The sequence below is a fragment of the Companilactobacillus zhongbaensis genome (genome assembly GCF_003946515.1).
In the GTDB taxonomy this organism is placed as follows: domain Bacteria; phylum Bacillota; class Bacilli; order Lactobacillales; family Lactobacillaceae; genus Companilactobacillus; species Companilactobacillus zhongbaensis.
In genome coordinates this window covers 58,239-65,086 of record NZ_RHOM01000012.1, presented here as the reverse complement: position 1 = coordinate 65,086, position 6,848 = coordinate 58,239, and the positions used below count along the sequence as shown (strand labels likewise).

The window sequence follows — 6,848 nt, the reverse complement described above, 5'->3', positions numbered from 1 at the left end:
GTAAAATAGACATGGACATGAATACTCCTTTGTAATTGGTTTCGACGCCTTAATTATAATGATATGAGTAAGCTCATGTCTATTTTTATACAATAAAATCCCGGTATGCCGGGGTTATTTTGTTATATTCATCTTTCAACCTTTAGTTTCTAATTGCTTCAGTAATAGCAGCTGTACTAGTAGCTACGTTTCGATCATCTTGATATTGTGCCAAAGCTTGGATCACTTGTTCTTCCAACTCACGCGCGTGGTTAGCTTCAAAGAAAGGCAACTCGATCGTTTTAGCAATACCAGATCTTTCATAAGTAAAGACAGTCTTAATACCACTACCGAAGACGGCGACCCCGATGAACATCAAGATCAACGCAGTGAAAGCTGATGAACCGAATGAGAACAATCCGGCCAAAGCCAAAATAGCACCGAGGATGATAGCTCCTAGGTGATAAGAACTTGAAGTGTAAACGTTAGAAACGGTGTTCAGTGGAGAAGTATCCTTAGATCTTCCGGCAGGAAGCATGCCGAACAAAACAGTATTTTGGATATCGACCCTTAAAAAGTTATTATCAACAAAAATATTCCCTTTGACCCAAGGTGCAATCAAACTAACTGAAAAATTGTCATTTGGGCTGATCTTTCTACTTTGAACCATGTTAAATCCCCCTGTGTTTAATATGATAGAAATGTCAAAGATAATCCTATAACTGAAAATTACAATAAAAATGACTTAAAAATTAGATATACGATGTGTTACAGGATAACTTTTATTATATCAATTAGTTGGGACTAATATTATTGTAAAATCACATAAATGGGGTATTTAATTTTTCATCAAAAAAGAAGTCTGAGTAATCATATTTAACTTAATGATTAAATAATAGAAAATATATGAATGGTATTTATTTTTCACCTAGCTCAAATGTTGGGAGTCTGTTGAATTTTTCAATCTGAACAGTATTTATAGATTGGTGAAGTGGATTTGGGACTATGGGTTGTTATCCATGAATGATTTTTTTGATCACAAAATCACAATATACGTATTTCTTTCGGAAAATTAGCATGAGAATTAAATTTTTTTTAAATTAATTTTCAATTTTATTTCCACAAAAATCATATTTTAAAAGTCAATGATATGAGTGTCTGGTACCCGTTTCATAGTGTTTCTACGGGATTGACTCAAACAATTTTTATAAATATTTTTGATAGCGTTGTCATGAAAAATTATGTTTTTTGTCTTATAATGAAAATATTAACAAAGGGGGAACGATCATGGTAAAAATTTTTGCAAGTCCATCACGTTATATTCAAGGAAAGAATGTTGCACTCGAAGTTGATAAGTATGTTAAGGATCTCGGTAGTAAACCAGTACTTATTAGTGATGACAATGTCTGGAAAATCATTGGGAATAAAGTCTTCGACGTTTTAAAAGATAAAGGCTTTGATGTTGAACATGCTGTGTTCGGTGGTGAAGCTTCTGATGAAGAGTCACAACGAATTGCTGATATTTGTGATAAGCATAATGCTGATCTAGTGATTGGTGTTGGTGGTGGTAAGACTGCTGATGCTACAAAGAAAATCGGTGATAAAGCTAAAGTTAAAGTTGTTGTTATGCCAACAACAGCATCAACTGATGCACCTTGTTCCGCATTGTCAGTAATGTACAATCCAGATGGGACATTCAAATATTACTCATTCTATGACAAGAACCCGGATTTAGTTTTGATCGATACACAAGTTGTCGCCCAAGCTCCTGTAAGAACCTTGGCAGCTGGTATGGGTGATGCCATGGCTACAAATGTTGAAGCTAGTGATGTTGCTCAAGGTCACAATCCTTCAATGCTTCACGGTCAACAAACATTAGCCTCATTAGCAATTGCAAAAACTTGTATGAACAATTTATTCTTACATGGTAAACAAGCATATGCGGCTTCAAAGGCAAACGTAGTAAGTCCTTCACTAGATGCAGTTATCGAAGCTAACACATTACTTAGTGGTTTAGGCTTTGAAAGTGCTGGATTAGCAGCTGCTCACGCTATTTACGATGCCTTCACTGTACTTGATGGGAAAATTGAGACTTTGATGCACGGTGAAAAAGTTGCCTATGGGACTCTTTGTGAGTTGATGTTAGATAATGCTCCTGAAGAAAAAATGAATAAGTTTATCGACTTTTATCAAAGCATAGGATTACCAACAACGCTTGAAGATCTCTACATTCCTGATGTTTCATATGAAGATCTCTTAAAGGTCGGAAAAGCTGCAACAGATCCTGCAGAAACTATGCAAAATATGCCGTTTGAAGTAACGCCAGAAGATGTGGCTGACGTAATTTTGGCTGTTAGTGCTTACGTTCATGAATACAACGAATCAAAATAATATCGAAAAAGCTGCTATCGCAAATGATGGCAGCTTTTTTAGTATTATTACAATTTTGATAAAAAATATAACGAAACATTTTTTAAAAAATCCTGATTATATGCTAGTCTTTTGGGTAAATACACTAGGAGGTTCGACATGAAAAATATCGCGGTTTATTGTGGTGCATCTGAAGGTAACGACCAAAACATCGTAAAGGCGGCAATCCGTCTGGCAGATTGGTTGGTCGATAATGACTTTAACTTAGTATACGGTGGTGGAGGAGTCGGATTAATGGGCATCCTCGCCAAACGTGTCTTAGACCGAGGCGGCAAAGTATACGGGATCATGCCTCAAGAACTAGTTGATCGAGGCGCTGCTTATGACGGCTTGACGGAACTGAAAGTAGTTGCTGACATGTCAGAACGTAAGCAATTGATGCTCGAAATGTCCGACGGATCAATTGCCCTACCTGGTGGACCAGGAACTTTGGAAGAGATTATCGAGGCATTCTCATGGTCACGACTAGGCGATAATGAGAACCCTTGTGTTCTATTCAACGTAGATGGATATTACAACCATTTGCGAGATATGTTCGATTATATGACTGAAAAAGGCTTTCTCACTCGAAAAGATCGTTCCAAGCTGTTCTTTACTGACAAGCTAGAAAATGTTTATACATTTATGTACAGTTATATCCCACCTAAGATCCGTGAGTATTAAACAGTAGTAAGTTAAAAAATATAAACAACCAGAAATAGCGTATTTTCCTAATTAATTTAGAATCAAAAAAGTCCATTATCCATTGACCATCCAGTCATGGAAATTTGGACTTTTTTTTGGATCATAGTTTCCGTTTTGGTCGAAGACAACTTTTTCACTAGATGTGTTCTTAATGATGTTGTACCAGGAATCATTAGGATTTTGGAAGGTTACTTTATGGTCCTTTTCGATGTTGTAGTAGAGGTTATCACCAGGTTTTATAGCTAGTTTTTTCATTAATTCTTTTGACAATTTGATTTCGCCATTTTGAGATATTTTCACTATGCCTTTGTTGTTGTCCATATGAATGCCCCCTCACTTAATGGCTAGATTATAACATCTTGAGTTATGAAATATGCGACTGATCTACTTTGCTTATTTGGAATGCTGGCAGAGCAAGATGTTTTCATTTTATCGAATATTATTTTGGCACTATTAATAACTCTTTATAATTGATACGATTAATAAATAATAAAGGGGGCGATGATGTGTTAAAAGTGGAACACGTATCGAAACAGTTCGGGGACGTCAAAGCTTTAAACGATGTTAGTTTTTCGATTGCTGATGGGGAAATTATGGGATTGATCGGTCAAAATGGTGCCGGTAAATCAACTTCATTTCACAGTATCTTAAATTTTTTGAAGTTTGATGGCGACATTTCTTGGAATGATGCGCCTATTTCAGAAGATGTTTTTGATCAAATCGGCTATCTTCCCGAAGAACGTAGTTTAATGCCAAAATTGACGATCGAACAACAGATAGTATACTTGGCTAAGCTAAAAGGGAAAAAGGCGAAAGATATCAAGCCACAGATCGATCAGTGGATGGAGAAATTCGCTGTTAAAGGTAAGAAGTCTGACAAGATCAAAGATCTTTCTAAAGGTAACCAGCAAAAAGTCCAACTGATCTGTACTTTGATCCATCGTCCTTCTTTGATCATTTTGGACGAGCCATTTAGTGGGCTTGATCCTGTTAATTCTGACTTGTTGAAACAAGCTGTCTTAGCTGAAAAAGCTAATGGAGCTTCGATTATTTTTTCAAGTCACGACATGTCTAACGTTGAAGAAGTCTGCGATTCTTTGGTCATGCTGAAAACGGGGAATGTCGTTTTGTCCGGTAACTTGGATGAGGTCCGTGGACAGTTTGGTAAAACGGAATTATTCGTGGCAACTGATTGGTCCATTGAAAAATTATGGGAATTGCCTATGGTCAACACCGTAGAACCTCTTCGCGATGGACGCTTTTTACTACGTCTTGACAGTGAACAAGCTGGTCCAGCCATCTTTGACCAATTGACTAAAGGTCACTACATCGAAGAATTCTCACAACGACCACCGACTCTAGATGAGATATTCCGGATGAAAGTGGGGGAAAAATAATGAAAAAATGGTGGATCGTAACTAGTCAAACTTATATGCGCCAAGTTAAGTCTTGGAGTTTCTTTTTATTAGTTTTAATGCCATTTATTTTCCTCGGCATCGGAGTGGGGATCGGTTATTTGGGGATGAATTCGTCAACTAATCACGATAAGATTGCCATGGTCAGTTCTAATGAGCAACTCCGTCAACAATATATCAAGCAAAATAAAGATGATATCAACGGAAAATATAAGACTGAAGCTTCCGCAAAAAAAGCTTTGAAGCATAAGGACATTTCCGGATATATCTTGATCAAGACAGATGCTAAAAAGGTCTCGGCCAATTATTACGGTGACCAAAATTTAAGTAATGATGTCAAAACTAACTTGCAGCTATTTTTAGGGCAGATCCAACAAAACAATAACTTGCAAAATGCCCAATTATCGCCTGCCCAAACTGCTTCCTTAGCAACTAATTTTTCCCTTAAGGAACACGTTCAGAAGCAAAAGAGCGATGATTCGACTATTCGGCAAATTTCTTTCTGGATCCTGGTCGGAATGGTCTACATGATCTTGATCAATTATTCATCGATCACTGCTCAAGAGATCGCCTCGGAAAAAGGGACCAAGATCATGGAAATTATTTTTTCCAGTACCAGCGCAGTTAAATATTTCGTCGGTAAGATCAGTGGTGTGATGCTGGTCATTCTCACGCAGATCGCGGTTTACATCATTGGTGGTGGAATTGCGTTAGAAGTCGCGAAAAAAATCGACCTGACGAAAGATTTCATGCATGATAATAGTCATTTAGTTAACGGTGTGGTCGAGAATTTGTTCAACGTTAACTTGCTGTTCCTATTCTTAGGTGTGGTCATTTACACGGTCTTGTCTGCATTGAGTGGGGCTTTAGTTGCCAAGGCAGAAGATGCTCCTAAGGCGGCGCAACCGGCGATCATGTTGAGTATGTTAGCATTTTTCGCAACGTTCCCATTTGTGGCTGACCCGGACGTTGTGGTCGTTAAAGTATTGTCATATGTGCCATTTTTCTCATCGTACTTCATGCCGATCCGTGTGATCAACGAAACAGTGAGTCCAGTCGAGGTCGTTGTTTCCTTAGTGATCTTGCTCGCTACGATCTTGTTGTCATCGTATTACATTGGCAAGATGTACAAGGGCTTGATGCTGCAAACTGACGACCGCGGATTTTTCAAAGCGTTGAAGTCTGGCTTGTCATATAAATAGAAAATCAAATTAATTTATAACCAAAGATTGTTTCTCAATATCTTTGGTTATTTTTTTCGAAAAGATGGTGAAACCTGTGATAAACTGACGAAAAAATACGCATAGGGGAAACGATTGAAACTAGTAGGGATGATTATTAGGCTATCTTTTTTAATTTGTTTCGGGTTGATCACGGTGGGGTGTTCACACAGAGCAGTCGGGGAAACTAAGGCTCATTTTGACCCGCCAACTAAATTTTCGGTGACTTTTTTTCCAGGGATCCCGGATGATATGCAGGGGCAATACTTTGAATCGCAATTGACGAGTGATCCTTATACGGATGATGAGTTTTACAAGCTTATTTTGAATAAGGATTCGGTTAAGTTAAAGCATATGGGAGTTAAGGGTTATGACGATCAATATGATGATATTTACTATCATAAGATTTCACGTGACCATTATGTTTTTAAGACTGGCGATTATGATTATTATTTTAAGGTCGATCGGACTGAAGATGGTGGTTTGAAGGTTTATGACTATCAGATGCGGTATTCGGATGCTCTTCGTGCTTCTGAGTTTGAGGTTTTTTCTGCGGAGAAGCCGGATGATTCGTTTGGGACTTCTGTTTATGATATGGAGCATAAGTTTTATGTGTCTGATCGGGATTTTACTCGATATTATGAGTTGGATAATTATGGGTATGATCATCCTTTGTCTCGGTTTGTTTTGTGGCGGGTCAATCCTGATGGTACTGAGTCGATCGAGCGGGATTATGAGCGGTTGATTGCTAAGAAGGGGCGGTATAATTTGATTCCTGCTGAGGGGGATGATTATACTTCTTTGTTGCGGATTAGTTCGGGGCAGCTTTTGGATGCTGAGAGTGGAGAGACTTTTAGTTTGTATACTGGTGGGCGTTCGCCTAAGGAAGAGGTTTGGAGATCGCTTGGGATTACTATGAAGCCGCCGGTTGATTTTTAAATATGTGAGAGAGTAGGGCAGACAGAGGCGTTTTGCTTGTGCTGGTGTTTGTGATTTTTGGTGGTTGGGATAGAGGTAGTAGTTTGTGTTGGTGGTTCACTGCCAACTCCGGGGCCCGGGATACACACACTGGAACGCTGCCGGCATCGATTGAAGCTATCCGGGAAGTTCACCCGGACAT

At 38.5% G+C, this 6,848-nt stretch carries 7 protein-coding genes; 5 read left to right on the top strand and 2 right to left on the bottom strand.

Annotation, left to right across the window (positions count from 1 at the left end; translation table 11 throughout):
* Positions 1-142 precede the first annotated feature (142 nt).
* Positions 143-649 (bottom strand): DUF2892 domain-containing protein, encoded by a 507-nt coding sequence (locus EKM69_RS06960; RefSeq protein ID WP_125709526.1) that lies wholly within the window; start codon positions 647-649, stop codon positions 143-145.
* A 617-nt stretch (positions 650-1,266) separates the two neighbouring features.
* Here EKM69_RS06960 and EKM69_RS06955 point away from each other — a divergent pair.
* Complete coding sequence (locus EKM69_RS06955; protein ID WP_125709524.1) at positions 1,267-2,370, top strand: glycerol dehydrogenase; 1,104 nt, start codon at positions 1,267-1,269, stop codon at positions 2,368-2,370.
* Positions 2,371-2,508: 138 nt separating this feature from the next.
* Positions 2,509-3,072, top strand: a complete 564-nt coding sequence (locus EKM69_RS06950; RefSeq protein ID WP_125709522.1) for an LOG family protein — start codon at positions 2,509-2,511, stop codon at positions 3,070-3,072.
* A gap of 75 nt (positions 3,073-3,147) precedes the next feature.
* Here the strand turns inward: EKM69_RS06950 and EKM69_RS12495 are convergent, their stop codons facing one another.
* Positions 3,148-3,414 (bottom strand): AbrB/MazE/SpoVT family DNA-binding domain-containing protein, encoded by a 267-nt coding sequence (locus tag EKM69_RS12495; RefSeq protein ID WP_225423856.1) that lies wholly within the window; start codon positions 3,412-3,414, stop codon positions 3,148-3,150.
* A gap of 185 nt (positions 3,415-3,599) precedes the next feature.
* Between EKM69_RS12495 and EKM69_RS06940 the strand changes: the two genes are divergently transcribed.
* The 3 genes from EKM69_RS06940 (at position 3,600) to EKM69_RS06930 (ending at position 6,667) form a co-directional block, all read left to right on the top strand.
* Positions 3,600-4,490 (top strand): ABC transporter ATP-binding protein, encoded by an 891-nt coding sequence (locus EKM69_RS06940; protein ID WP_125709520.1) that lies wholly within the window; start codon positions 3,600-3,602, stop codon positions 4,488-4,490.
* A complete protein-coding gene (locus EKM69_RS06935; RefSeq protein WP_125709518.1) occupies positions 4,490-5,710 on the top strand; it encodes an ABC transporter permease in 1,221 nt (406 codons plus the stop codon). Before EKM69_RS06940 ends, EKM69_RS06935 begins: the two co-directional genes overlap by 1 nt.
* Positions 5,711-5,950: 240 nt before the next feature.
* Complete coding sequence (locus EKM69_RS06930) at positions 5,951-6,667, top strand: hypothetical protein (RefSeq protein ID WP_125709516.1); 717 nt, start codon at positions 5,951-5,953, stop codon at positions 6,665-6,667.
* Positions 6,668-6,848 lie beyond the last annotated feature (181 nt).